This is a genomic window from Leucobacter sp. NPDC058333 (assembly GCF_042726155.1).
In the GTDB taxonomy this organism is placed as follows: domain Bacteria; phylum Actinomycetota; class Actinomycetes; order Actinomycetales; family Microbacteriaceae; genus Leucobacter.
In genome coordinates, this window is record NZ_JBHXHV010000001.1 from 314,462 (window position 1) to 336,323 (window position 21,862).

22 protein-coding genes are annotated in these 21,862 nt (G+C 66.4%); 18 read left to right on the forward strand and 4 right to left on the reverse strand.

What is annotated here, in order from left to right:
- The first annotated feature begins 185 nt into the window (after positions 1-185).
- Positions 186-899 carry a GntR family transcriptional regulator gene (locus ACFWHR_RS01420; RefSeq protein WP_382446479.1) on the forward strand — a complete coding sequence of 238 codons (714 nt, stop codon included), beginning with the start codon at positions 186-188 and terminating at the stop codon, positions 897-899.
- On the opposite strand, the gene ACFWHR_RS01425 is transcribed toward ACFWHR_RS01420, so the two are convergent.
- A complete protein-coding gene (locus ACFWHR_RS01425; RefSeq protein WP_382446480.1) occupies positions 844-1,320 on the reverse strand; it encodes a RidA family protein in 477 nt (158 codons plus the stop codon). The genes ACFWHR_RS01420 and ACFWHR_RS01425 overlap by 56 nt on opposite strands.
- Before the next feature lie 66 nt (positions 1,321-1,386).
- Between ACFWHR_RS01425 and ACFWHR_RS01430 the strand changes: the two genes are divergently transcribed.
- From ACFWHR_RS01430 to ehuA, 5 genes are all read left to right on the forward strand, one after another.
- Positions 1,387-2,115: an Asp/Glu/hydantoin racemase gene (locus ACFWHR_RS01430; RefSeq protein ID WP_382446481.1), complete on the forward strand. Its 729-nt coding sequence runs from the start codon at positions 1,387-1,389 to the stop codon at positions 2,113-2,115.
- Between the two features lie 344 nt (positions 2,116-2,459).
- Complete coding sequence (gene ehuB, locus ACFWHR_RS01435; RefSeq protein WP_382446482.1) at positions 2,460-3,356, forward strand: ectoine/hydroxyectoine ABC transporter substrate-binding protein EhuB; 897 nt, start codon at positions 2,460-2,462, stop codon at positions 3,354-3,356.
- Between the two features lie 31 nt (positions 3,357-3,387).
- Entirely contained in the window at positions 3,388-4,083 is a 696-nt protein-coding gene (gene ehuC / locus ACFWHR_RS01440; protein ID WP_382446483.1) for an ectoine/hydroxyectoine ABC transporter permease subunit EhuC, read from the forward strand.
- A complete protein-coding gene (gene ehuD / locus ACFWHR_RS01445) occupies positions 4,080-4,736 on the forward strand; it encodes an ectoine/hydroxyectoine ABC transporter permease subunit EhuD (protein ID WP_382446484.1) in 657 nt (218 codons plus the stop codon). The genes ehuC and ehuD overlap by 4 nt, the downstream gene beginning before the upstream one ends.
- A complete protein-coding gene (gene ehuA / locus ACFWHR_RS01450) occupies positions 4,720-5,535 on the forward strand; it encodes an ectoine/hydroxyectoine ABC transporter ATP-binding protein EhuA (RefSeq protein ID WP_382446485.1) in 816 nt (271 codons plus the stop codon). Before ehuD ends, ehuA begins: the two co-directional genes overlap by 17 nt.
- Positions 5,536-5,735: 200 nt before the next feature.
- On the opposite strand, the gene ACFWHR_RS01455 is transcribed toward ehuA, so the two are convergent.
- Entirely contained in the window at positions 5,736-6,233 is a 498-nt protein-coding gene (locus tag ACFWHR_RS01455; protein ID WP_382446486.1) for a DUF3830 family protein, read from the reverse strand.
- A gap of 151 nt (positions 6,234-6,384) precedes the next feature.
- Between ACFWHR_RS01455 and ACFWHR_RS01460 the strand changes: the two genes are divergently transcribed.
- Genes ACFWHR_RS01460 through ACFWHR_RS01475 form a run of 4 tightly spaced genes read left to right on the forward strand, consistent with a single transcriptional unit; the run spans position 6,385 to position 10,937 of the window.
- A complete protein-coding gene (locus ACFWHR_RS01460) occupies positions 6,385-7,131 on the forward strand; it encodes a maleate cis-trans isomerase (RefSeq protein ID WP_382446487.1) in 747 nt (248 codons plus the stop codon).
- A gap of 15 nt (positions 7,132-7,146) precedes the next feature.
- Positions 7,147-8,532 carry an MFS transporter gene (locus tag ACFWHR_RS01465; RefSeq protein ID WP_382446488.1) on the forward strand — a complete coding sequence of 462 codons (1,386 nt, stop codon included), beginning with the start codon at positions 7,147-7,149 and terminating at the stop codon, positions 8,530-8,532.
- 3 nt (positions 8,533-8,535) lie between these two features.
- On the forward strand, positions 8,536-10,179 hold the full coding sequence (locus tag ACFWHR_RS01470; RefSeq protein WP_382446489.1) for an amidohydrolase: 1,644 nt from the start codon (positions 8,536-8,538) through the stop codon (positions 10,177-10,179).
- Entirely contained in the window at positions 10,176-10,937 is a 762-nt protein-coding gene (locus ACFWHR_RS01475; RefSeq protein WP_382446490.1) for an SDR family NAD(P)-dependent oxidoreductase, read from the forward strand. The genes ACFWHR_RS01470 and ACFWHR_RS01475 overlap by 4 nt, the downstream gene beginning before the upstream one ends.
- Positions 10,938-10,983: 46 nt before the next feature.
- Here ACFWHR_RS01475 and ACFWHR_RS01480 read toward each other — a convergent pair whose 3' ends face one another.
- Positions 10,984-11,871: a LysR family transcriptional regulator gene (locus tag ACFWHR_RS01480; protein WP_382446491.1), complete on the reverse strand. Its 888-nt coding sequence runs from the start codon at positions 11,869-11,871 to the stop codon at positions 10,984-10,986.
- Between the two features lie 114 nt (positions 11,872-11,985).
- On the opposite strand from ACFWHR_RS01480, the gene ACFWHR_RS01485 reads away from it, so the two are divergent.
- The 7 genes from ACFWHR_RS01485 to ACFWHR_RS01515 all read left to right on the forward strand — a co-directional run bounded on the left by ACFWHR_RS01485 (position 11,986) and on the right by ACFWHR_RS01515 (position 20,465).
- Entirely contained in the window at positions 11,986-13,188 is a 1,203-nt protein-coding gene (locus tag ACFWHR_RS01485) for a M24 family metallopeptidase (RefSeq protein WP_382446492.1), read from the forward strand.
- Entirely contained in the window at positions 13,185-14,423 is a 1,239-nt protein-coding gene (locus ACFWHR_RS01490; protein WP_382446493.1) for a PLP-dependent aminotransferase family protein, read from the forward strand. The genes ACFWHR_RS01485 and ACFWHR_RS01490 overlap by 4 nt, the downstream gene beginning before the upstream one ends.
- Positions 14,420-15,622 (forward strand): M20 family metallopeptidase, encoded by a 1,203-nt coding sequence (locus tag ACFWHR_RS01495; RefSeq protein WP_382446494.1) that lies wholly within the window; start codon positions 14,420-14,422, stop codon positions 15,620-15,622. The genes ACFWHR_RS01490 and ACFWHR_RS01495 overlap by 4 nt, the downstream gene beginning before the upstream one ends.
- On the forward strand, positions 15,619-16,371 hold the full coding sequence (locus tag ACFWHR_RS01500) for an SDR family NAD(P)-dependent oxidoreductase (RefSeq protein WP_382446495.1): 753 nt from the start codon (positions 15,619-15,621) through the stop codon (positions 16,369-16,371). Before ACFWHR_RS01495 ends, ACFWHR_RS01500 begins: the two co-directional genes overlap by 4 nt.
- 149 nt (positions 16,372-16,520) lie before the next feature.
- The gene (locus ACFWHR_RS01505; RefSeq protein ID WP_382446496.1) at positions 16,521-18,002 is read left to right on the forward strand and encodes an NAD-dependent succinate-semialdehyde dehydrogenase; all 1,482 of its coding nucleotides are present in this window, start codon (positions 16,521-16,523) and stop codon (positions 18,000-18,002) included.
- Between the two features lie 97 nt (positions 18,003-18,099).
- Positions 18,100-19,419, forward strand: coding sequence for an aminotransferase class III-fold pyridoxal phosphate-dependent enzyme (locus ACFWHR_RS01510; RefSeq protein WP_382446497.1), 1,320 nt, complete (start codon positions 18,100-18,102; stop codon positions 19,417-19,419).
- A gap of 269 nt (positions 19,420-19,688) precedes the next feature.
- Positions 19,689-20,465: a VOC family protein gene (locus ACFWHR_RS01515; protein WP_382446498.1), complete on the forward strand. Its 777-nt coding sequence runs from the start codon at positions 19,689-19,691 to the stop codon at positions 20,463-20,465.
- Positions 20,466-20,532: 67 nt separating this feature from the next.
- Here ACFWHR_RS01515 and ACFWHR_RS01520 read toward each other — a convergent pair whose 3' ends face one another.
- Positions 20,533-21,222, reverse strand: a complete 690-nt coding sequence (locus ACFWHR_RS01520; protein WP_382446499.1) for a GntR family transcriptional regulator — start codon at positions 21,220-21,222, stop codon at positions 20,533-20,535.
- Positions 21,223-21,493: 271 nt separating this feature from the next.
- Here ACFWHR_RS01520 and ACFWHR_RS01525 point away from each other — a divergent pair, with 271 nt between their 5' ends.
- A complete protein-coding gene (locus ACFWHR_RS01525; protein WP_382446500.1) occupies positions 21,494-21,772 on the forward strand; it encodes an HU family DNA-binding protein in 279 nt (92 codons plus the stop codon).
- Positions 21,773-21,862 lie beyond the last annotated feature (90 nt).

A 21,862-nucleotide genomic window follows, 5' to 3' on the forward strand; every position in this document is an offset into this window, starting at 1 on the left:
GTCCTCGCCCCCACGGCCCCCCGCGGGCGGCCCACCCGTAAAACCAACCCCCGACCTCCCCCCCCACCCCCCTCCCCCCCGCGCCGCCCCCCCGCTCCCCCCCCCCCACCCCTGTGTTGTGTGTGGGGCGTGCCGACGAGGCATGATTGAAGTGCACAGTGGAGCGCCGTGGTGAGGGAGGTCGCGTGAGCGAACAGCAATTTGACTTCGCGCCGCTCGAGCGCGAATCGACGCCGGTGCTCATAGCGCGTACTCTGCGCGATGCGATAGCGCGCGGCCGCTTCAAGCCGGGTCAGCAGTTGCTCGAAACCGACCTGTCACAGCGCTTCGGCGTGAGTCGCGGGCTGCTGCGCGAAGCGATGCAGCGACTCACCCAGGAGGGGTTGCTCGTCGGGCGCAAGAACCGCGGCATCTTCGTGGCCACGTTCGGGCCAGAAGATCTCGTCGACATCTACACGTCGCGCATCGCCATTGAGCGCGGCGCCTGCCTCAAGGTGATCGACGTCACCGGGCGCACGGAAGAAATGTACGCGGCGCTTACGGCGCTCACTGACGAGCTCGAAGCGCTGGATCCGACCGAGGCTGAATCGTGGGCGGCCATCGACCTCGACATCGCGTTTCACGAGAAGCTCGTTGAAGAAGCTCAGAGCCCGCGCCTGAACCGCATGTACGAGACTCTGGCGGCAGAAACCCGCATGTGTCTTGCCGCGCTTGAGGGGCCGAGCTTCCCGCTGCCGGAGCGCATCGCCGAGCACCGCCGCATCGCAGACGCCATCCGCGCAAAAGACGTGCCGACGCTCCACGCCCTACTTGCGCAGCACATGGACCACGCGCTCGCCGAGATTACACGCCTGCGGTCGGAGCAGCCGGACGAGCCGGGAGTCGCCGAAGGGCGATGACGCTGACCTCGACGGGGGCGCCGTCGGGGAGTGATTGCACACCGACCGCGGCGCGGGCGTGCCGCCCGCGCTCGCCGAGCACCGCGATGAGCGCGTCGGAGGCGCCATCGATCACCCGTGGGTGCAGTGCGAAGTCTGGAGTGCACGCCACGTAACCCGTGACGGAGGCGATCGCCTCGATCTCGTCGAGCGAGCCGAGGTGCTGCTTGAGAGCGGCGAGGGCGCCCAGCGCTGCCTCGCCCGCGAGTTCGCGCGCGTCGTCCACTGAGACCGCTTCGCCGACGCGGCCTCGCAGGCGCAGCTCGCCATTGCGGTGCGGGGTCTGGCCAGCGACGTAGAGCACACCTGCGGCCTCTCGTACCGGCACGTAGTTCGCGGCGGGCGGCGGGGGCGGCGGGAGGTGCGCTTCTGAAACAGGCATGATCCAAACTCGAATAATTGTGCGATATTAGGAATGTTGACAATCGTACAATATGGAGGATTCGCCATGGGTGTTGATTTTTCTGGGCCCGAGGCCCGCGCGGCGCTGGGAGTCGTCGCGCCGTTCGATATGGAGCTCGACGCCGAGCTGCTGCGGTGGCTGCCCGACGACGTCGACATGCTCATGACGCGCACGCCGTTCGTTGACGACGTCGTTACGGTCGAATTTGCGCGGGAGGTTGCAGACGAGGGAGTCGTGGCGGACGGGGTGCGCAGCGTCACGGCGGGGCGGGCAGAGGTCGTGGCTTACGCCTGCACGTCGGGGAGCTTCGTTCGTGGGCGCGCGGGTCAGGAGAGCTTGCTCGGCGTGATGCGCGGCGCCGGCGCTGGCGAGGCTGTAACAACGTCGGGTGCAATCGTTGAAGCACTGCAGGCGCTCGGCGTGCGGCGGGTCGCCGTGGCGACGCCGTATGTGCCAACCCTGTCGCACCTGCTCGATTCGTTTCTGGGGGAATACGGCGTGAGCGTGACTGGGCACGACGGCTTGGGGCTTGAGCAGCGCATCTGGGAGGTGCCGTACGCGGCGACCGCCGCGCTGATCCGAAGCGTCGACTCGTCGGAGGCCGAGGCGATCGTCGTGAGCTGCACGAACCTCCCTACGTACGACCTGATCGCTCCGCTCGAGGCCGAGCTGGGCAAGCCGATCATCACGGCCAATCAGGCGACGATGTGGGCGGCGCTCCGCCGCCTCGGCAGGCGGCCGACGGCCCCGGGCCAAGCGCTGGCCGACCACTAACCCTTCTCCGCCCCCCACCACCCTTCCCCACCCCTCCCCGCCGCTTCCCGCAACCGCGCAGCGGGGTAACTTCTGCGGGGTGTTGGGGATGCGACACCCCCTAAAAGTTACCCCGCTCCGGGATTTGGGGGTGGGGTGGGTGAGGTGGGGTGGCGGGTGAGGGTGATGGGGGTGGGGTTGGGCGCATCACGGTGAGGTCACGATTCTTTGGCGCGGACTTGACGTGCGCGCTCGAATCTGCCAAGTTGTCCCCTGGTGGGATTGTCCTACGGTTCTACACATTGAAGTGGCGCCGACGTCCGACTGTGTCCCAATGAAGCGACAGCGCAGAAATGGAGTCTCCGATGACCCGCAATAGGCACCCTCGAACCAAACGAATCGTCACAGCCGTGCTCGGCGGGCTGTTCGCCGCAACACTCATCACGTCGTGCACCGCCACGACGCCAGGCGGTGGGGGCGGCGGCGGCGAATCCGCCCAAGACACCCTGAAGAAAGCGGTCGACAACGGTTACCTGCGCGTGGCGATTGCCAACGAACCGCCCTACACGCAGGTCAACTCCGACGGTACCGTCACCGGCGCCGAGCCCGACGTGCTGCGCGCGGTGCTCAAGACCATGGGTATCGACGACATCGAGGGCGTGACGACCCCGTACGAGTCGATGATTCCCGGCCTCGACGCGAATCGCTGGGATGTTGTCGCCGCCGGCCTGTTCATGAAGGAGTCGCGCTGCGCCGCCGTCGCCTACTCCGAGCCAGTCATCGTCTCGACCGAGTCGTTCGGCGTGCCGACCGGCAACCCCAACAACATCACGACCATTCAAGACGTGATCGACAACCCCGATCTCAAGATCGCGGTGCTTACCGGCGGGTTTGAAGAGGGCATTCTGAAGACCGCGAAGGTGCCGAGCACGCAGCAGGTGCTGGTGAAAGACGCACGCAGCGGCGTAGAGGCCATCGGCGCGAAGCGCGCAGACGCGTTCCTGCTGCCGACTCTGTCGCTGAAGGATCTGGCCGAGGCGGGCGGCGCCGTGGAGGTGACGGAGCCGATCGAGGACGCTCCGCGCACCGGCTCGGGTGCCGCGTTCCGCAAGGGCGACACCAAGCTACTCAAGGCTTACAACGAGGCGCTCGCCGATTTCAAGGAGACACCGGAGTTCGGCGAGATCTTGGAGAAGTGGGGCTTCGATCCCACCGCGGTTGAGGGTGTCACCGCGGCCGAGCTCTGCAAGAACGCGGGTTAGGTCCTCCCGGATTCACCCGAGCGGCTGACTCATGGACGCAGTCATCGAATATTCACCCCTGCTGCTGCAGGGGCTCGCGGTCACGATACTCGTGACCGTGCTCGGGATCGCCCTGACGGTCATCGTGGCATTTGCCGCGGGGCTGTCGGGGCTCTCCCGCCGCTGGTACCTTCGCTGGCCCTCGTATGTCTTTGTGGAGTTCATTCGCGGATCGGGCCTGCTCGTGCAGATGTTCTGGTTCTTCTTCGCCCTTCCCTTCCTCGGCATTCAGCTCCATCCACTGGTGGCCGGCGTGCTCGCGCTCGGCCTCAACGAGGGCGCCTACGCGGCTGAGATCGTGCGCGGCACGATCCGGTCCCGGCCGCGCGGGCAGGTAGAGGCGGCGATCGCCCTCGGCATGTCGCCCACCCAGCGGCTCTGGCGGATCCTGATCCCGCAGTCGATCCCGGCGATGTTGCCGTCGTTCGGAAACGTGATGGTCGATCTGCTGAAGAACACGTCGCTGGTGTCGCTCGTGACGGTCGCCGACCTGACCTGGCGAGCGTTCAACGCGCGCACGGTGACGGGCGCGACGGTCGAGCTGTTCCTCACGATCCTGGTCGTGTACTACCTGCTCTCCCTCGCGATCGGATGGGTTACCCGGATGCTTGAACGCCGCTTCGCGCTCGACCGCAAGGCCAAAATTCTCGCCCGCACCTCGCTGTTGCCGGGGGTGAAGACCTCATGATCTGGGATAACCAATTCGTCGCCAGCATTTTGCCCGATCTCGTGGCCGGGTTCTGGCTGACGCTGCAGATTACCTTCGTCGCTTTCCTGATCGCTCTGGTGGTCGGGCTGGTCGTCGCGATTCTGCGCTACCTACGGATCCCGGTGGTCTCGCACCTCGCGACGTTCTACGTCTCGTTCGTGCGCGGCACCCCGCTGCTCGTGCAGGCCTACATCGCGTATTTCGTGCTGCCGTACGCTGGGCTCTCGTTCGACCCGTTACCCACCGGCATCGTCGTGCTCGGACTGAACTACAGCGCGTACACGGCCGAGGTGTACCGATCGGGTATCGAACAGTTGCCGCAGGGTCAGTGGGAGGCGGGTAAGGCCCTCAGCCTGCCGCCCGCACGGATGTGGTTCAGGATCGTGGTGCCGCAGGCCATCCGCCCGATCATTCCCGTGCTCGGCAACTACCTCATCATGATGTTCAAGGACTCGGCGATTCTGTCATCAATCACGATCCTGGAACTCATGGGCACGGCCATGCAGATCGGCAGCAACTTCTACCGCTATCTCGAACCCATCACCATTGCGGGACTGCTGTACCTCATCGTCAGCTTCCCGTGCTCACTGCTCATTCGACGTCTGGAGCAACGCCTTGTCCCCACACACTGACATCCTCAGAAGCCTCAACAACCCCCACGAAGACGCCGATGTGGCGATCTCCTTCGACAACGTGAGCAAATCTTGGGGCACGAATCACGTGCTGCAGGGCCTCGATTTCGAGGTCGCTCCGGGCGAGAAGGTCACGATCATTGGGCCGTCAGGATCGGGCAAGACCACTATTTTGCGCGTCCTCATGACGCTGGAAACGCCCGACGTGGGCATGGTGACCGTGGGCGGCGACGTGCTCTGGAATCTACAGCGCGGGCAGAAGGTTGCCGAGACGCGACAGACCGTAGAGACGCGTAAGAAGATCGGCATGGTGTTTCAGCAGTTCAATCTGTTTCCGCACATGACGGTGCTCGAGAACGTGATCGAGGCCCCGATTCACGTGAAACGCATGTCGAAGGCAGACGCCACCGAGCGCGCGGTCGAGCTGCTCGAGCTCGTCGGGCTCAAAGATCACATGCGGCACATTCCGCCGCAGCTGTCTGGTGGTCAGCAGCAGCGCGCGGCGATTGCGCGCGCGCTCGCCATGCAACCGGAGGTGATGCTGCTCGACGAGCCGACTTCTGCGCTCGACCCCGAGCTCGTTGGGGAAGTGCAGAATGTGATTCGTCGACTTGCGAAAACGACGAACATGACCATGCTGATGGTGACGCACGAGATGCGCTTCGCGCGGGAGATCTCGGATCGGGTCGTGATGTTCGACAAGGGTCAGGTCGTTGAGCAGGGCACCCCGCAGCAGATCTTCGAGACCCCGCAGTCAGAGCGCACGCGGAGATTCCTGGAAGCGGTGACGCAGCACTAGCGCCGCCGGGCTTCGCCCGCGCCCAAACCCCGCCCGCGCCCGCCCGGCCCGCGCCCAAACCCCGCTGAACGCGAGGGTTTCGCGTGAACCCGAGGGAAGTTTCGGCGAAAAACCCCTCGTGCTCGGCGATGACCCTCGGGTTCAGCGGGGCGCGGGCGGGGCGCGGGCGGGCGCGGCGGGGCGCGGGCGGGCGCCGCGCGCTAGGCGCGCTCGTAGCGGAGGGTTTCGCCGGCTACGCCGTTCATCCAGAGGTCTTGGCAGGCCGCGGCAAACTCGGTGAAACCGTCTTCGATCTCGGCAAACACGTTTCCCGGGATCCAGCCGCGATCGCCGTTGATCAGCAGGTTGTTGCGGCCGTAGAACACGGCGAGATCGACGATGTTCTGGTCGGTGTCGCCGCCCTCGCCTGTGCGGTAGCCGTAGCCGGGATTTCCCAGTTCAGTGGCCGAAAAGCTGAAGTAGCAGACGTCGCGCGGGATGGGCGTGATTGTTGTGTTCTCATAGCCGGGCTCCTGCGGCGCGAACGCGGGGACGAGATTGTAGATCTCGTTGCGCGCGTACTTGCCGTGGTATGCCTGACCCTCCTGTGGAAGCGCGTTCCACACGGCCTCTGCGGTGCGCGGCGCCTCGTCGTCGAGTAGCCGGGCGCGGCAGGATACGCCGCGCTTGACGAGGGTAATGGTGATGTAGCGACTCATGTGGACTCCTCAAGTTGGTGAACTGATGGCCAGGCTAGATGTCGCCAAATAGATTGTCAACAATCCTAATGTTGGGCTATTTTGGGATAGGTTGGTGAGAGGCGCAGCGCTGAGGCTGCCCCGGCCGAGCCGCGAAAGGATGCAGAGCAGCATGAACACAACGACCATCGGCTTCCTCTACCCGGGGTTCGGTGCGGAGGACGACTACCCGTACATGCAGTCGCTCATGCCAGCGAATGTTGCCCTGAAACTGGTGCACACGTCGGTCGGCACCGACGCCCACGAGGTTGATGCGCTGCTCGACCTCGGCAAGAGCGAACGGCTGCTCGACGGTGCGGCGGCGCTGCGCGTGAGCGCCCCCGATGCCGTGCTCTGGGCCTGCACCTCTGGCAGCTTCGTCTTCGGTCTCGACGGGGCAACCCGCCAGGCTGAGGAGGTCGGCGAAGCACTCGGAATCCCCGCTTCCTCGACGTCGCTCGCGTTTGTTGACGCCGTGCGGGCCCTCGGCGCGCAGCGCGTTGCGATAGCCGCGACGTATCCCGAAGACGTATCGAAGCACTTCCGAGCCCTGCTCGAAGACGCTGGCATCTCGGTCGTGTCGCTTGTGAGCCATGACATCGTGACGGCGGCACTCGCCGGCGAACTCGACGACGACGGCGTTATAGGCCTTGCCAGCAGCAACAATCCCGAGGAGGCTGAAGTGGTGCTCCTGCCCGACACCGCCATGCATACGGCCCGCCTCATCGAGCGCCTGGAAACCGCGCTCGGCAAGCCCGTGCTCACCGCGAACCAGGTCACGCTGTGGCAGGGTCTGCGGCTCGCGGGCGTCACCGTTTCGGCACCCAGCCTCGGCACACTGTTCCGACGAACGCATCCGACACGAGACCAGCAACACTAGAAACTGGAGAATCACATGTCTGAATACCCGGCCCCCAGCGCTGCAGGCCAGGCGACTCGCGCCCCCGTTGACGTGAAAACGATTCGGAAGGCGGTCGCAGCGTCCGCGATGGGCAACGCGATCGAGTGGTTCGACTACGGCGTGTACGCCGTGGCGGCGACGTATATCACCCTCAACTTCTTCCCGTCAGACAACGGCACCGGCACGGTGTGGACGCTCGCCACGTTTGCCCTATCGTTCCTGGTGCGCCCGCTCGGCGGCATGTTCTGGGGGCCGCTGGGTGACCGGATCGGACGCAAGGGCGTGCTCGCGATCACCATCCTGATGATGGCGGCCTCGACGTTCTTGATCGGCTGCCTGCCGAGCGCCGAGCAGATCGGCCTGTGGGCGCCCGCGCTCCTGATCCTGCTGCGCATGGTGCAGGGATTCTCGACCGGTGGTGAGTACGGCGGCGCCGCAACCTTCATGGCCGAGTACGCCCCCGATAAGAAGCGCGGCTTCTACGGCAGCTTCCTCGAGTTCGGCACCCTCGGCGGCTTCGCCCTCGGTTCGTTGATCGTGCTGGCCACAAGCGTGATCGTCGGCACTGCGGTGATGGGCGACTGGGGCTGGCGGATCCCGTTCTTGATTGCCGGCCCGCTCGGCCTGATCGGCTTCTACCTGCGGAGCAAGCTCGAGGACACCCCGGTGTTCCAGGAGCAAGAAAAGCAGAATGCGGCGGCTGGCGCCGAAGCGAAGCGCGGCGTCTGGCGCGAACTCTTCTCGCACTACAAGAGGGCCATGCTGATCATGGCGGGCCTCGTCATTGCGCTCAACGTCGTCAATTACACCCTGCTGACCTACATGCCGACCTACCTCGAGCACAGCGTCGGCATCGACCCGACGACCGTGCTCGTAATTATGTTCGTCGGCCAGTTCGGCATGATGCTGCTCGTGCCGTTCTTCGGCGGATTGTCTGACCGCGTCCGGCGTAAGCCGATGTGGATCTTCTCGCTCGTCGGACTCTTTGTCTTCGCGATCCCGCTCTACATGCTGATGGGCCAGGGGCTCGGTTGGGCGATTGTCGCGTTCATTCTGCTCGGTCTGCTGTACATCCCGCAGCTCGCGACGATCTCGGCGACGTTCCCCGCGTTCTTCCCCACCCACGTGCGGTACGCGGGCTTCGCGCTCACCTACAACGTGGCGACCGCGCTGTTTGGCGGCACAGCACCGATGGTGAACGAAGCGCTTATCGAGTCGACCGGGTTCATTCTGTGGCCGGCGGTCTACATGATGGCTGCGTGTGCCGTCGGACTGATCGCCGCCCTCGCGATGAAGGACACGACGGGCGTCTCGATCCGCACCGCCCCGGTCTCGGTGGTGGCCGCAGGCGAGCGTATCCCGGCACCCGGCGAGGCGTGATCCGTGCGCGTCGACACCATCATTGAGAACGCGCGCGTTCTCACGCAGGATGTGGCGGCGCCCGCCGCGCCCGCCGTAGCGACGCTGCACGGGCGCGTGGTTGCGGTCGGCGCCGACGCCGTCGCGCTGACCGCGAAACGGCGCATCGACGCGGATGGCGCGGTAGTGGTGCCCGGCTTCAACGACGCGCACGCGCACTCGGTCTGGTTCGGGCACACGCTGCTGGAGGTCGGGCTCGCTGGGTGCGCGGGCCTTGACGATCTGTACGGCCGGATCGCGCAGGGTGCGCGCACCCTCGCGCCCGGCGACTGGCTCATCGCGTCGGGGTACAACCAGATGGACACGGGAGGGCGATACCCCGACGCCGAAGCGCTCGACCGCGCATCTGGCGGGCGCCCGGTCTGGATCAAGCACACCTCGGGGCACTCGTGCATCGTGAGCGCGCGGGCACTGGCGACGCTCGGCATCGATGGCTCGGAATCGTTTGACGGTGGCAGCGTCGTCGTCGACGAGCGTGGCCGCCCCACGGGTGTGCTCGAAGAGACCGCGATGGAGCTGGTGCAGCGGTACCACCTCCCGGCCTCGCAGGAACAGATCGTTGCGGCGCTCGACGCAGCCACGCGCGCGTATGCGGCCGAGGGCCTCACGAGCGTCACCGACGCCGGTATTGGTGGCGGCTGGATCGGGCACAGCGCGCAAGAGTTCGCGGCGTATCAGGCGGCGCTCGAGGCGGGCGTGCTGCGCACGCGGATGCAGCCGATGCTCGTCGGCGATGTACTGGAGCGCGTGCAGCTGAGCTCCGACGGCCGCGCGTTTCGCGGGCTGCCCGGCGGTCTCCGCAGCGGGCTCGGCAGCGACCGCCTCCAGCTCGGGCCCGTGAAGATGTTTCTCGACGGCTCGATTCTCGGTAACACCGCGCGCATGTCCGGTGGATACGACAACTGCCCGGGCAATCACGGCTACTTTCAGGGCGACGTCGAAGAGATGCGCGAGCGCGCGCTCGCCGCGGGGCGTGCAGGCTGGGCCCTCGCGATGCACGCGGTCGGCGACGAAGCCGTCGACCTGGCGATCGGCATTCTCACGCAGCTGCGAGCCGAGGGCACCACGCCGCCGTTACCGCACCGGCTGGAGCACGGCGGCGTGGTCAGCGATGCGCAGCTCGGGGCGCTCGCCGCGCTCGACACGTCGATCGTCGCCCAGCCGTACTTCATGCGCGTTTTCGGCGACGGTTTCCGCGAGTACATCGGCGACGAGCGGGCGGAGGTGTCGTTTCGCCTCGCGAGTCTGCTGCGCCACGGTCTGCCGGTGGCGGGCAGCTCAGACCGGCCGGTCGCCAACGGACGACCCCTCGCCGTCATGCAGTCGGCTGTTGAGCGGCTCACCTCGGACGGGTGGGTGTACGGCGGTAACGAACGGCTCACGGCGACTGAAGCGCTGCGTGCCTACACAGTGGGTTCGGCGGCGGTCACTGGGTGGGGGCACGCGAAGGGGAAGATCACACCGGGCTTTCTGGCCGACTTCGCCGTGCTGAGCGACGACCCGACCAGCGTCGAGCCGTCGCGTATTGGCGAGATCGAGGTGCTCGCGACGGTGGTCGGTGGCGAGCCGACGCACGACGCGCACGGACTCTGGGGGAGCGAGCGATGACCGAGACACTCGGCTCTGCAATTGGCTCTGCAATTGTCACTGGCGGCACCTCTGGCATCGGGCTCGCGATCGCGCGTGGGCTGGTGGCGCGGGGCTTCACCGTCGTTGCGACCGGGCGCACGCGGCCCGCGGAACCGCTCGGCGAGGGCATCCACTACATCGAGGTCGACCACGCTGACCCCGCGGCGGCCGAAGCGGTGCTCGCGGGGTGGGAAGCGGTGCGGAAGGCGCGCGGGATCGGCCCCCTCGCCGCGCTCGTGAACAACGTGGGGCGGCGGCACAACGATCTCATCTCAGAGCTCGACCACGAGTCACTGCTTGAGACGCTTGCGCTGAACGTGGTGTCGCACATGCTGCTGACGCGGCGACTCGCTCCGCTGCTCGGGGAAGCGCACGGCGCGATCGTCAACATCAGTTCTCGGCTCGCCGTCGTGGGTATGCCGGGCGTGAGCGGTTACGCGGCGAGCAAGGGGGCGATGAACGCGTTTACCGTCGCGGCCGCCGTTGAGCTCGCCCCGCTCGGCGTGCGCGTGAACGCTGTTGCGCCCGGGATGACGAAAACCCCGCTCATCGAGGCGTGGCTCGCCGAGCAGCCGGACCCCGCCGCCGCCGAGGCAGAAGTGTCGGGCCGGGTGCCGCTCGCGCGGCTCGCGACGCCGGGTGACATCGCGGGTGCCGCGGTCTTTCTCGCCTCGCCGGAGTCGGGTTACATCACCGGCGCGATCCTGCCCGCCGACGGAGGTTATACGGTGTCGTGAGACGCGGCGCCGGTTCCCCACGTGCAGGCCGCGCCGATGACGCCGGTTACGTCGATTCGCCGACGGCGTCGCTCAGCGCAGCGGCGATCGCCGCCCGGCACGCGTCGATGCTCGCGGACCGCTCGGTGCCGCGGCGCAGGATGAGCGTGTGCGTGCGGTGCAGGCCGGCCGGGATGCCGTCGGCGAGGCGCACGTGAGCCGGCAGATCGGCGGCGACGGTCGCCGGCAAAAACGCGGCAGCGATGCCCTGTTCGAGGAGCCGACGGTGCACGTACGGGTCGGGCGACACGTAGCGGGCGCGCGGTTCGAAACCGGCGGTGCGGCAGACACTGCGCATCCACGTCGCGGAGTCACTCGCGGCGGGCTCCATCGCCCAGCTTGCGTCGGCCGCGGGCTCGGCGCCCGTCGGCAGATACGCACGAACGGGCTCGCGCCCAAGCACCACGCGCACGATGCCGGGGGTCGGGGCGAGCGGCAGGCCCGCGTACTCGTCGATCACCGCGAGATCCGCGCGCCGGGCAAGCACGGCGTCGATGGCCGCCTCGGGTTCGAGCTGCGTGAACTCCAGCGACAGATCGGGTGCCAGCGCGCGCAATTGCGCGACGACGGAGCCGAGCAGGCCGACCGCGAAGGTATGGAAACCGACGAGCCGCACGGTGCGACTCGCGGTGTCACGGGTCGATACGAGTTCGGTTTCCGCGGCCTCCAGCATGCCGAGCACCTCTTCGGTGCGGCGCACCAGGCGCTCTGCGGCGGGGGTCAGGCTGACCCCGCGACCTCGGGGTTCGAGCAGGGAGACCCCGTAGTCGCGTTCGAGTCGGCGCAACTGCTGCGACACGTTCGACGCGCTCATTTCGAGCGCCGCGGCAGCGCTCGAGATGCCGCCGTGCGTCGCGACCTCGCGCAGCAGCGCCAGTTTGCCGACGTCGAGCATGGCCACCTCCTCCGACAATTCACTCTGAGTGAATCGTATCCGTCTATTTCAGCACCTTTATTGAAGAGTTGCACGTCCGTATTGTGAAGAGGGTCACGTCTAAAGGAGGACACCGTGTTGGATGGGCTAGTAACCGGAGCGGAGCTCGACACGCGTCTCGAACGTGTGCGTCAGGCAATGCGCGAGGCGGAGCTCGACGCGCTGATCGTCGCCGATCCGGCGAACATCTTCTACCTGAGCGGGTACAACGCGTGGTCGTTCTACACCCCGCAGATCCTGTTCGTGCCGCTCACTGGCACGCCGATCCTCGCCATGCGCGAGATGGATGCACTTGGCGCGCACCGCACCGCGATTCGCTACGCAGACGATGTGCTCGGGTACCCCGAACGCCTCGTGCACCGGCCCGACACCCACCCGATGGTGTGGGTTGCCCAAGTGCTGCGTGAGCGTGGTTACGCGACACCCGGCCGCGTGGGGTTCGAGGGCGACGCGCACTTCTTTGCGGTGCGCTCGTATCTGGCGCTGCGTGATGGCGCGCCCGAGTGGACCCTGGTCGAGAGCCGCGAACTCGTGAACTGGGTGCGGCTCGTGAAGTCTGACTTTGAGATCGGCGAGATGCGCCGGGCGGGCCGCGTCGCGAGCGAGGCCATGCGGTGCGCGGTCGAGCTCATCGAGGACGGCCGGCCGCTGAACGAACTCGCCGCCGGCGTGATGGCGGCGCAGGCGCGCGGGGTCCCCGAAGACGAGGGCGGCGAGTCGGTCGACGGAGACTACCCCGCGATCGTGCCGATGTTCCTCTACGGCGATGGGGCCGACACCCCGCACCTCACCTGGACCGCCGAGCGCTTCGTGCGGGGTGAGGCAATGTCGATCGAACTGGCTGGCGCTCACCACCGCTATCACGCCCCGCTCGCCCGCACCGTGTCGCTCGGCGCCCCGAGCCGCGATCTCGACCGGCTCGCTGGCGCGACGGTCGAGGGCCTGAACGCGGCGCTCGCCGAGCTCAAGCCGGGCAACACTCCGGCCGACGTGACCGCCGCGTGGGATGCGGTGCTCGCGCGCTACGACCTCGAGAAGAAGTCGCGGCTCGGCTACTCCATCGGTATCGGTTTCCCGCCCGACTGGGGCGAGCGCACGGTCAGCATCCGCGCCGACGACACGACCGTGCTCCAAGAGAACATGACCTTCCACGTCATCGCTGGCATGTGGATGACCGGCTACGGCTTCGAGGTCTCGGAGTCGGTGCGCGTCGCGCCGGGTGGCGCCGACGTGCTGACCGACGCCCCGCGCACACTCATCATCAAGGAGACACCATGACCCCCGCGCCCACGCTCGCGTTTCCGAGGTCGCAGCGCCAGCTGCTCGGATCCGTGATCGATTCGTCGACCTCGCTGTTGGCTGAGCAGACGCACGATATCGTGCGGTTCGCGATGGGGGCACCGAATGAAGACCTGATGCCGATCGCGGCGCTCGATGACGCTTTCGCGTCGCAGCGCAGCGGTCGCTTCGACTACGGCGACTCCGCGGGCGAGCCGCGACTTCGCGAGCAGATTCTGCGGCTCGTCGGCGAGACAGAGGTCGCGACGACCGACGATCGCCTCCTCGTCACGACCGGCGGCATGCAGGGGCTCGATCTCGCGTTCAAACTCTGCGTCGATCCCGGAGATCTCGTGATCGTCGAGGCGCCGACCTACACGAACGGCAACGCGACGGCCCTGAGCTACGGAGCTGAGGTGATTGGCGCCCCGACAGACGCACACGGTCTGATCGTCGACGGCCTGCCAGAGATCGTGGCGCGAGCGGGTCGCACGCCAAAAGCGATCTACACGATCCCGAACTTTCAAAACCCAATGGGCGTCACGCTCACCCGCGAGCGCCGAGTGCGATTGCTCGAACTCGCGGAGCGGTGGGGCGCGATGATCATCGAGGACGACCCCTACGGTCTGCTGCGCTTCGGGGGAGAGCACGTGGCGAGCTTCGCCGAGATCGCCCCCGGGCACCCGCTCGTCTTTCAGGTGCGCACGTTCTCGAAGACGATCGCGCCGGGCCTGCGGGTCGGCTGGATCGACGTGGATCCCGAGCTGCGTCAGCTCGCGATCAGCGCGAAGCAGGCCATGGACACGTGCACCGGGGTGCCCGCCCAGAACGCGGTCGCAATGTTCCTGGAAAACGGACACCTCGCGCCGCACATCGAGCGGCTGAAACCAATCTACCGTGAGCGCAAGATCGCGATGCGACGCGAACTCGAGCGCGCATTTGGCGATCGGGCGGTCGCGACAGACCCCGACGGTGGCTTCTTTTTGTGGGTCACCTTCGCTGGCGCCCTCGAATCGATCGACACCGAGGCGCTATTCACCGACGCGCTCGCGGAGGGCGTGGCGTATATTCCCGGACCCGCATTCACGACGGACGGCTCGATGCGCAATAGCCTGAGACTGTGTTTTGCAACCTCATCTCCCGAGCGTATTGCAGAGGGCGTGGATCGATTGGCGCGGGCCGCGGCGCTCGCGGTGCCGGGCGCGGGCTTGCCGACGGTGGGCGGTAGTTCGTGACGCGGGCGGAGCGCGCGGTCGCGCTCATCGACGTCGACCGAATCGTGGCTGACACCTGCGAGCTGATCACGGGCCGCGGCGAGAATCCCGGTGGCACCGAGGGTGAGACAGTGCGCAGGCTGCGGGCGGCGTGCGAGCGCATTGGCGCCACGGTCGAGCTCCACGAGTGGGCTCCGGATCGCCCGAACCTCCATGCCTCGATAGGCCCGGAGACCGGGCCAGCGATCTTGTTTCTCGGCCACAGTGATGTGGTGCCGGCCGGGGAGGGCTGGACGACCGACCCGTTTCAGCCGACGCTCGTCGACGGTGAAATATACGGCCGCGGCGCGACCGACATGAAGGGCGGCCTCGCCGCAGTGATCGCCGCGATGGCGGCAGTCGCCGAGGTTGCACCCGAGCTGCGACTGGAACTGCTCTGCACCGTCGACGAGGAGGATCGATCGCAGGGGGTTCGCGCCTGGCTCGCCGACCACGCGCCGCGCGAGTATCTCGCGTGCATCGTGGCCGAGCCGACCGACCTTGAGGTCGTGGTCGGCTGTCGCGGTGCGACGAACCTGAATCTCGAAGTCATCGGCGCATCGGCCCACGCAGGACGGCCAGAAGACGGCGCCAGCTCGATATATGCCGCAAGCCGCATTGTCGAAACCGTGCGCGCGCTGCACGAGTCTGCGCTCGCGGGCGAGCGCGATCCGCTGCTGGGCACGCCGACCTGGAACATCGGCACGATCGCAGGTGGCAGCGGCACGTCCATGGTGCCCCGAGTCACACATCTCACGGTTGACCGGCGCACGATGCCGGGCGAAGATCCCGAACAGATTCTTCATGAGCTCCTCGCCGTTGCGCGTCACGATATTGCGCACTCGGGCATCGCAAACGCCGACGGCATCGAGGTACGCGGAAGCGTCGACATGGTGATGCCCGGATTCCGGGCAGAACCGCACGCAGCGGTGGTGCGGATCGCCGCGGCGGCGCTGACCGAGCTCGCGGGCACCGCACGCATCACCGGTTGGACGGCCGCGTGCGAGGGCGGGTTTATTGCGAGTCACCACGGCGCCCCCACCATCATTTTGGGGCCGGGCGACATCACGACTCAGGCCCACCAACCAGACGAACGAGTATCGATTGCACACCTGCTGATCGCCGCGCGCGCCTACGCGCTCATTGCGCTGCGACTCGCAGACGAAAGGAACGCCGCATGACGAACGAACGTGTCGCACTCGTGACGGGAGCGACCTCCGGCATCGGAGTGACCATCGCCGAGCAACTCGTTGAGCGCGGCCTGTGCGTCGCGATCACGGGACGCAATGAGGCCAGAGGCCGTGAGGTCGAGGATCGACTGGGCGAGCGTGTGCGGTTCATTCGGGCCGACCTCACCGAACGGGGCGCTGCCGTCGACGTCGTTGCGCGGGCGGTCGAGGCGTTCGGGCGGCTCGACCTCGCCGTGAACAACGCGGCCATCGACCACACAGGGGACCTGCTGGAGGTGGGCGAGGACGAGATCCGTGAGACGTTCGAGACCAACACCTTCGCGGCGATGAACTTCTTGATCGCGGCTGGGCGTCAGATGCGCGAACAGGGCGAGGGCGGGGCGATCATCAACATCACGTCGCGGCTCGCCAGCATCGGGGTGCCGACGATGGGGGTGTACAGCGCGTCGAAGGGTGCGATGCTCGCGTTCACCAAGGCGGCGGCGATCGACCTTGCCCAGTACAACATTCGCGTGAATGCCGTCGCGCCCGGCATGACCCGCACGCCGCTCTACCAGGAGTGGCTCGACGGCCTCGCTGATCCTGAAGCGGAGGCGAAGCGGGTTGCTGAAGCGATTCCGCTCGGCCGCATCGCTGAGCCTGCCGACGTCGCGGCCGTCGTCACGTTCCTTGCGTCACCGGAGGCGGCGTATCTCACCGGTGCCTCGATTCCGGTCGAGGGTGGATACCTGGCGAAGTAAGCCAGTCCGTTCGGCACCCGGGGCAATTTTGTGACCCAAATGATTGTCGGACAATAGTACAACGAGTTAGGCTGTGGTCGTGTGGCGCACCGCGCCCGCCCGATCGCCACTCGGCATCGCCCACTGCACTAACCCCAAAGGATGCGTTAATGACTCTGCTCACGCCCTCATCGGAGCGCATCGCCGCCTCCGACGCCGCGCTTGCCAGCCTTCCCGGCTTCGCGAACCACGAGCCCGGCTCCAACGAGTTCGCCGTGCTCGACCCGTCGACCGAGCAGCGCATCGCGACGCTGCCGAGTTACGACCCAGCGCACGCCATCGAGCAGCTCGGTATCGCAGACGAGGCCGGTCGCGCGTGGGCCAAGACAACGCCGCGGCATCGATCGGACACCCTGCACCGCGTGTACGAGGTGCTGATCGCGAATCGAGAGCGCCTCGCCTATGTCATCAGCCGCGAAATGGGCAAGACGCTCGCCGAGGCCAACGGCGAGGTGCAGTACGCGAGCGACTACGTGCGGTGGTACGCCGACGAGCTGCTGCGCGCGGGCGGCAATTTCCGGGAGAACCCGGCGGGCGGATCCACCATTCTGACGCGACGCGCACCCGTGGGGCTCTCCGTGCTGATTGCGCCGTGGAACTTTCCAATGGCGATGATCACTCGCAAGATTGCGCCGGCGCTGGCAGCCGGCTGCGGCGCTGTGATCAAGCCGGCGAGCCTCACCCCGCTCACCACGCTGCTCACCGTTGAGCTCATGGCCGAGGCCGGCGTGCCGCGCGAGCTGATGCGTGTCGTGACGACGAAGGACTCTGGCGGATTTAGTGAGGCCGTGCTCGGCGACCCCCGCGTGCGCAAGATCTCGTTCACCGGCTCGACCGGCGTCGGCTCGACGCTCATGGGCCTCGCGGCCAAGCACGTCGTCAAGAGTTCGATGGAGCTCGGCGGCAACGCGCCGCTCATCGTGTTCGACGACGCAGATCTTGAGCGCGCCGTCGAGGGCGCGTACGCGGCGAAGCTGCGCAACGGCGGGCAGTCGTGCATCGCGGCGAACCGCATCTATGTGCAGGACGGCATCGCCGACGCGTTCGTCGAGGCGTTCACCGAGCGCATGGCCGGCGTGCAGCTGGGCCACGCGATCGCCGAGGGCGCAGACCTCGGGCCCGTCGTGAATCGCGCCGCGGTTGAGGATTTCACGCGACTCGTTGACGACGCCGTTGCACGCGGCGCCGAACTGCGCACTGGGGGCAGCGCTCGGGAGGGAGCCGGGTACTTCTTCGAAGCGACGGTGCTCGATCGGGTGCCGAAGGACTCGGAGATCGCGAACACCGAGATTTTCGGTCCGGTCGCCGCGATCAGCCGCTTTGGCACGCAGCAGGAGGTGCTCGCCGCGGCGAATGACACCCCGTTCGGTCTCGCGGGCTACGTCTTCACGGAGAATCTCGACCGCGCGCTGAACGTGGCTGATGCGCTCGAAACGGGACTCGTCGGCATCAACAATGGCGTGCCGTCGAACCCCGCGGCTCCGTTTGGCGGCGTGAAGCAGTCGGGCCTGGGCCGGGAGGGCAGCGGCGAGGGGCTCGAGGAGTACCAAGAGATCCGGTTCTACAACATCGCGCGCCGCGAGACGGCGTAACCAGTACCAGTTACTCGTACTTCCCCTGTTTCCCGTGCGCCCAGCACGTCCAGCACTTCCAGTATTTCCCGTACTTCCAGACTGAAGGAGTCTCTCAATGTCGACCACCGTCTCCTACCCGCAGCGCACCCGCACCGAGGTGCCCGGCCCTCGCTCTCAGCAGCTGAACGCCGAGCGCGCCCAGTACGTCTCGGCGTCGGTCGGGTCGCTGCTGCCCGTATTCATCGATCGCGCGGAGGGATCGATCCTCACCGATGTCGATGGCAACGAGTTCATTGACTTCGGTTGCGGCATCGGCGTGACCTCGCTCGGTCACGGCAACCCCGCGCCGCTCACCGCCATGATCGAGCAGGCGCAGAAGTTCACTCACACGCTATTCACCATCACCCCATATGAGCTGTACGTGACGGTGTCGCGGTTGCTCACCGAGATCACGCCCGGTGACTTCGCGAAGAAGTCCGTGCTGTCGTCGACGGGGGCCGAGGCCATCGAGAACGCCGTGAAGATCGCCCGCGCGTACACGCGACGCAACGGTATCGCGGTCGTCGATCACGGGTACCACGGGCGCACCAACCTGACGCTCGGCATGAACTATAAGTCTCAGCCGTACTCGGCCAACGTGGGCCCCCGGCCGGGGGAGATCTACCGCATTCCCAACTCGTACCCGTTCCAGGACGGGCTCGACGGCGCAGAGGCAGCGCGCCGCAGCATCAAGCTACTGGAGAAGATCTCGGGCGCCGAGAATCTCGCGTGCCTCGTTATCGAGCCCATTCAGGGTGAGGGTGGCATTGTGCTGCCGGCGCCCGGCTACCTCGAGACGCTGCAGGCGTGGTGCAACGAGCACGGCATCGTCATCATCGCCGACGAGATTCAGACGGGTCTCGGTCGCACCGGCAAACTGTTCGCAAGCGAGCACTTCGGGCTCGTGCCCGATCTGGTCGTCACGGCCAAAGCGATTGCCGCCGGCATTCCCGTGTCGGCCGTGACCGGTCGTGCCGAGATGATGGACGCGATTCCCACGGGCGGGCTGAGCGGCACGTTCAGCGGCAACCCGGTCGGCTGCGCAGCAGCGGTCGAGGTCATCGAGCAGCTGCGGCAGCCCGGCACGCTCGAACGCACCGCCGAAATCGGCGAGCGTATTCAGCGGGGTCTGCGTGAGCTGCAGCAGCGCCACGCGGTGATCGGCGACGTGCGCGGGCTCGGGGCACTGCACGGCGTTGAACTCGTGCAGTCCGACGGCTCGCCGAACGCGGCCGCGTTTGGCGTTGTTGCGAAGGCCGCTGCTGAACGCGGGCTGCTCGTGATGGCGGGCGGCAGCGATGGGCACGTGCTGCGGCTGCTGCCCCAGCTCAACATCTCAGACGAGCTCATCGACGAGGCACTGCACATCCTGGACGAGGCGCTCGCGACTCTGTAGGGGACGTACAGACCGGGCGCTCCGGGTATTTCGCGCGGTGGTCGCTGCATCGATATGTGGCGACCACCGCAGGCTCGGGTTCGAGAGCCTCAGCGGTGTCCATTCAAACGACCGTCGATTTTCAGCGAAGTCTGAGTATTGTCATTGCGGATCTAACTATTCTCTATTTGAAGACGCGGCGTGAGCTTGCCATCGCGAATACTCGGAGGGTACGTGAGCGACGTCGTCTCTGGTTGCCGATTCTCGGCTCATTTCATTTAGGAGAACCCATGACGATTCGCAGCACCCCGTGGCCCGACGGCACCCCGACCTGGGTAGACCTCGGCACCGATGACGTTGAGGCGGCGAAGGCGTTCTACACCTCGCTGTTCGGTTGGGACTATCTTTCCGGTGGTCAGGAATCGGGTGGTTACCTGCTGGCACAGATTGACGGCAAAGCCGTCGCGGGGATCGGACCGAAGCAGGACGCTCAAATGCCGACCGTGTGGACCACGTACATCGGTTCGTCCGACGTTGACGCGAGCGCCCAGGCCGTCCTCGCGGCCGGTGGGCAGCTGCTCGCGCCCCCGTTCGATGTCATGGATTCCGGGCGGATGGCCGTCGCGGTCGACACGGTGGGCGCCGTATTCGGCATCTGGCAGGCCGGTTCGCACATCGGCTCGGAGCGCGTCAATGAGCACGGCGCGCTGTGCTGGAACGAGCTGCACACCCGAGACGACGATGCGGCGAAAGAGTTCTACACGGCCGTGTTCGGTTACCAGTACAACGACATCTCCAGTGAGGGTTTCACCTACGCGACACTGCGGCGTGCGGATGATGCTTCCGAGGTTGGGGGCATTCAGAAGGACACGCAGCTCGCAGAGGGTATGCCGAACTACTGGCTTACCTGGTTTGCCGCGAATGACGTCGACGCCACCACAGCGACCGCCGGTGAACTCGGCGCTACGGTCCTGATGCCCGCAATGGACTCAGCATTTGGCCGAATGTCGATCGTGCAGGCACCGCAGGGCGAGATCTTCGGCCTCATCACCATCCCGTCCGAGTAGCGTGTGTGCCGGGCCCTCCAGAAGGGCTCGGCACACCCCGTTCGATGCGCCGATCGCTAATCGTGGACTACTCGCTCACTTCGGCCTGGCGAGCGGTCAAGATCTCTTTCAGCCGCTCGTAGTTCTCGTCGATGTGGTCGGCGAGCAGGTCGTGCGCCGTCTCGCGATCACCGGCGACGATTGCCTCGACCATGCCCTGGTGGCGGTGAATGATCGACGTCTCGGGGTCGATGTACTCTTCGTCCGTGTACGAGAGCACCGTGAAGTAGAACACCAGCTCCTTGCAGATCTGGCGGTAGAACGTGCTCAGCCGCTCGCTGCCGAGTACGTCGACGATCGCCTGATGGAGCGCAAGGTCGGCGGCGACAATCGGCTCGGCCGTCTTGAGCTGCGAGGTGCTGACGAGAGCGTCATACGCGCGGGTGATCGCGGCGAGCTGATCCTCGTTTGGTTCCTCGCGAACGCCCGCGAGTTCGAGCTGGCGCCGCGTGCGGTAGAGGTCTTCGAGGTCGGCGAGCGTCGGAGTGACCACGATCGCGCCGCGGTGAATCACGTATTTGACCAGGCGACTGCGCTCAAGCAGCCGGATGGCTTCGCGCAGCGAGTTGCGCGAGACGCCGAGCTTCGTTGACAAGCTGCTCTCGCGCAGCGGCTCCCCTGAGCGCAGAACTCCCGAAACGATCAGCCCTACCAGCGCGTCTGCGACGGCCTCCGCGGTGCTGACGCGGTGGAGGGAGATATCGGCGAATTCTGACATTGTCCGACAAAGATAGCAGTCCGATGGGTCTGCGAGGTGGACTTCACCGACAACTCGGTTCAACAATTGGCCCCCAGAGCGCGAAAATGCACCCCTTGCTGGGAAAGTTCCGACACGCTGAGTAAGACTTGTGTCAGAAAATCCGCATAATTCCGCCGAATTGGGGTAGATTCGTACCGATCAATCGATCGGACCCTCCGCCCGGAGGGAACCCTGAACCAAGATCTAGGGGCATGCCCGTGCGCGGCGCATCGCCCTGGAAGGACACAACATGGCACTCAACAAGACCGAGCTTGTCGCGAAGATCGCTGCAGAGACCGGACAGAGCCAGGCAGCCGTCTCCAGCGTGATCGACGGACTGTTCTCCGCTGTTTCCGAGACCGTTGCTTCGGGCGAGAAGGTTTCGATCCCGGGCTGGATCTCCTTCGAGACCGCAACCACCGCTGCTCGCACCGGCCGCAACCCGCGCACCGGCGAGTCGATCGACATCCCCGCTGGCAAGCGCGTCAAGGTGTCGGTTGGCAGCAAGCTCAAGGCAGCTGTCAAGTAACTTCGTCTTCTCCAAAGCCCCCGGTCGCGCTGCGCTCGGGGGCTTTGTTGTGTGTGGGCCTTGCCCCGCGCCCCTAGGCCCCCGCGCCCT

Excerpts from the sequence above, each read along its gene's own strand:
- ACFWHR_RS01520 (WP_382446499.1), bottom strand. The coding sequence starts at position 21,222 with ATGTCAGAATTCGCCGATATCTCCCTCCACCGCGTCAGCACCGCGGAG.
- ACFWHR_RS01480 (WP_382446491.1), bottom strand. The coding sequence starts at position 11,871 with ATGCTCGACGTCGGCAAACTGGCGCTGCTGCGCGAGGTCGCGACGCAC.
- ACFWHR_RS01490 (WP_382446493.1), top strand. The coding sequence starts at position 13,185 with ATGACCCCCGCGCCCACGCTCGCGTTTCCGAGGTCGCAGCGCCAGCTG.
- ehuB (WP_382446482.1), top strand. The coding sequence starts at position 2,460 with ATGACCCGCAATAGGCACCCTCGAACCAAACGAATCGTCACAGCCGTG.
- ACFWHR_RS01455 (WP_382446486.1), bottom strand. The coding sequence starts at position 6,233 with ATGAGTCGCTACATCACCATTACCCTCGTCAAGCGCGGCGTATCCTGC.
- ACFWHR_RS01425 (WP_382446480.1), bottom strand. The coding sequence starts at position 1,320 with ATGCCTGTTTCAGAAGCGCACCTCCCGCCGCCCCCGCCGCCCGCCGCG.
- ACFWHR_RS01475 (WP_382446490.1), top strand. The coding sequence starts at position 10,176 with ATGACCGAGACACTCGGCTCTGCAATTGGCTCTGCAATTGTCACTGGC.
- ACFWHR_RS01430 (WP_382446481.1), top strand. The coding sequence starts at position 1,387 with ATGGGTGTTGATTTTTCTGGGCCCGAGGCCCGCGCGGCGCTGGGAGTC.
- ACFWHR_RS01510 (WP_382446497.1), top strand. The coding sequence starts at position 18,100 with ATGTCGACCACCGTCTCCTACCCGCAGCGCACCCGCACCGAGGTGCCC.
- ehuC (WP_382446483.1), top strand. The coding sequence starts at position 3,388 with ATGGACGCAGTCATCGAATATTCACCCCTGCTGCTGCAGGGGCTCGCG.
- ACFWHR_RS01465 (WP_382446488.1), top strand. The coding sequence starts at position 7,147 with ATGTCTGAATACCCGGCCCCCAGCGCTGCAGGCCAGGCGACTCGCGCC.
- ACFWHR_RS01515 (WP_382446498.1), top strand. The coding sequence starts at position 19,689 with ATGACGATTCGCAGCACCCCGTGGCCCGACGGCACCCCGACCTGGGTA.
- ACFWHR_RS01525 (WP_382446500.1), top strand. The coding sequence starts at position 21,494 with ATGGCACTCAACAAGACCGAGCTTGTCGCGAAGATCGCTGCAGAGACC.
- ACFWHR_RS01460 (WP_382446487.1), top strand. The coding sequence starts at position 6,385 with ATGAACACAACGACCATCGGCTTCCTCTACCCGGGGTTCGGTGCGGAG.
- ehuD (WP_382446484.1), top strand. The coding sequence starts at position 4,080 with ATGATCTGGGATAACCAATTCGTCGCCAGCATTTTGCCCGATCTCGTG.
- ACFWHR_RS01500 (WP_382446495.1), top strand. The coding sequence starts at position 15,619 with ATGACGAACGAACGTGTCGCACTCGTGACGGGAGCGACCTCCGGCATC.
- ACFWHR_RS01505 (WP_382446496.1), top strand. The coding sequence starts at position 16,521 with ATGACTCTGCTCACGCCCTCATCGGAGCGCATCGCCGCCTCCGACGCC.